Annotated in this window: 5 protein-coding genes; all 5 read right to left on the bottom strand. The window is 32.3% G+C overall.

All coding sequences use genetic code 11. The features are described 5' to 3' along the window. Positions 1 to 49: 49 nt before the first annotated feature. Entirely contained in the window at positions 50 to 343 is a 294-nt protein-coding gene (locus ACJROP_RS01010; protein WP_406533655.1) for a hypothetical protein, read from the bottom strand. Next, complete coding sequence (locus ACJROP_RS01005) at positions 336 to 665, bottom strand: hypothetical protein (RefSeq protein ID WP_406533654.1); 330 nt, start codon at positions 663 to 665, stop codon at positions 336 to 338. The genes ACJROP_RS01010 and ACJROP_RS01005 overlap by 8 nt, the downstream gene beginning before the upstream one ends. Further along, a complete protein-coding gene (locus tag ACJROP_RS01000; protein WP_406533653.1) occupies positions 666 to 1,178 on the bottom strand; it encodes a hypothetical protein in 513 nt (170 codons plus the stop codon). 17 nt (positions 1,179 to 1,195) lie between these two features. Beyond that, entirely contained in the window at positions 1,196 to 1,567 is a 372-nt protein-coding gene (locus tag ACJROP_RS00995; protein ID WP_406533652.1) for a hypothetical protein, read from the bottom strand. Positions 1,568 to 1,585: 18 nt separating this feature from the next. After that, positions 1,586 to 1,805, bottom strand: a 220-nt coding sequence (locus ACJROP_RS00990) for a hypothetical protein (protein WP_406533651.1), incomplete at its 5' end; no start/stop codon positions are given.

The following is a 1,805-nucleotide window of genomic DNA, read 5'->3' as shown; positions in this document are numbered from 1 at the left end:
GTATCGTTGCCTTTGTAATTGTCGGTTAATCTGAATCTTCGAGTATCTTTCATTTTATTTTCCTCATTTCTTCTATTACTGTATCGGCAAATTCTTTGGGTAAGTTATTTTGGATAATATTTTTCAAGTAATCAATACGTTCCTCGTACATGTTAGCTCTGGCTAAGTGTTCTTGACTATATCCGTCAAATCTTAAGACCTGCTCCCATAATTGGTTTAATAAGTCACTTGCTTCAATCACTGAGGTTATTGTATTTTTTGTTAGATTATCTTGCACACCATTATCACATATTCCTTGATTATTATAATGTCTGATTGGTATGAATCTTTTATTTTCAGTCATAATTATCCCATGTTTCTTCATTGTATTGTTTTTCGAAAAATTTGGATAGTTTACAGTAATCATTCCATGCATCGCAACTATACTCGGCAGCTGTATCTATACTTTTTATGGTGTCTCGGAGTATTTCTTTAACACTGCTTCTTTTAGTATAGGAGTCGGCTTCGCAAATCATATTTATTAACTCTTTTAGTTGGGCATTTTCCTCGGTTAACTCATTTAATAAATGTGTTACTTGGTAGGTGGTTAATGGTTCACCGTTACAATGCACCCACCATTTATTTGCTGCTAATCTTTCAAAGGTAGTGTATTTATCCATAATCATCTATTCCCTTGTGAAGTTTAATTCTAAACCATCCTCGTCATAATATGATCTAATGGACCATGTTAAGAAATGATTATCCAGCATTGTCTCGTACTGGGCTAATGTTTTTAGTATAGTGGCTGTTTGACTTTTTTTGAATCTTAAACGGACACTATTTATTATCCCTGTATTTTCGATTAGATTGTTGATAATATATTTTAAATCCATTGTTGTTGCATCTGCAATTTCCATAGGTTTAGGTGCATCATCATCTATTTCCCCATGATGGGCTTCTCGGTAATCTTCGATTACTGTTTTATAGGCTTTACGGTAATTTTCTTTTAAATCCCCGTTTTCGTCATATGCTTCATCGGGGATTTTTAACTCTTGAATATATGGATTATCTGTTGGTTCAAAATCCACACTTGTGATTTTAATATCAGTTAATTCTTCATTAGCTTTATTGAGGTATTCTCTTATTTTTTCTTTTAACTCTTCAGTATCCCCATTATATTCTACATGCATATTTATCATAAAATTCCTAGCCTCCTTTAAAATGGTATTATGGGTTCATCCCCATTCAGTTTCCTATAGTAATTGTTTTCAGGGTCATAATTGACTAGTTCGATTCCTAGTTTGCGAACCATTTCTTTAGCTCCGAAGTATTTATCAATATCAGAGCCTTTCCCATTCATTGTTGCATCGTCGTATTTATCAGTTACATAATCATAATTCTTTTTTATGCATTCGAGGATTAGGTTTTCTGGTGGTTCAACTATCTGATTTAATTTATCGTAGTTGTAGTATTCTTCGGATTCTTTTATTTGTTTTATACATGCTGCTTTTTCAGGATGGTCTCTTTCGAAAGACTCCCATGTCCTGTCACTTACTCGGAACTGTTTACCTTTGTATTCGCATAACATCCTTTAACACCCTTTTTTTTATGGTTTTATGATTTCATATTTGATTTCTAAATCTTCAATACTCTGTTTTAACTCGGTTAGTTTCTTGTTTAATTCTTCTTTATTGGTTATGAAACTGGATTCCTGTATTTGTCTTTCAAAAGATTCTAAATCACTGATTAACCAGTGTTTATCCAAACCTATATTCTCATGGAATTGTTCAAAATCATGTAATCGTGAATAATAATTAAAGTATTTG

This window comes from Methanobrevibacter sp. (assembly GCF_045220775.1).
GTDB lineage: Archaea > Methanobacteriota > Methanobacteria > Methanobacteriales > Methanobacteriaceae > Methanocatella.
The sequence above is the reverse complement of the archived record's forward strand: the minus strand, read 5'-3'. Positions and strand labels throughout refer to the sequence as shown.

Coding starts and splice junctions, on each gene's coding strand:
- ACJROP_RS01010 (WP_406533655.1), bottom strand. CDS start 343: ATGACTGAAAATAAAAGATTCATACCAATCAGACATTATAATAATCAA.
- ACJROP_RS01005 (WP_406533654.1), bottom strand. CDS start 665: ATGATTATGGATAAATACACTACCTTTGAAAGATTAGCAGCAAATAAA.
- ACJROP_RS01000 (WP_406533653.1), bottom strand. CDS start 1,178: ATGATAAATATGCATGTAGAATATAATGGGGATACTGAAGAGTTAAAA.
- ACJROP_RS00995 (WP_406533652.1), bottom strand. CDS start 1,567: ATGTTATGCGAATACAAAGGTAAACAGTTCCGAGTAAGTGACAGGACA.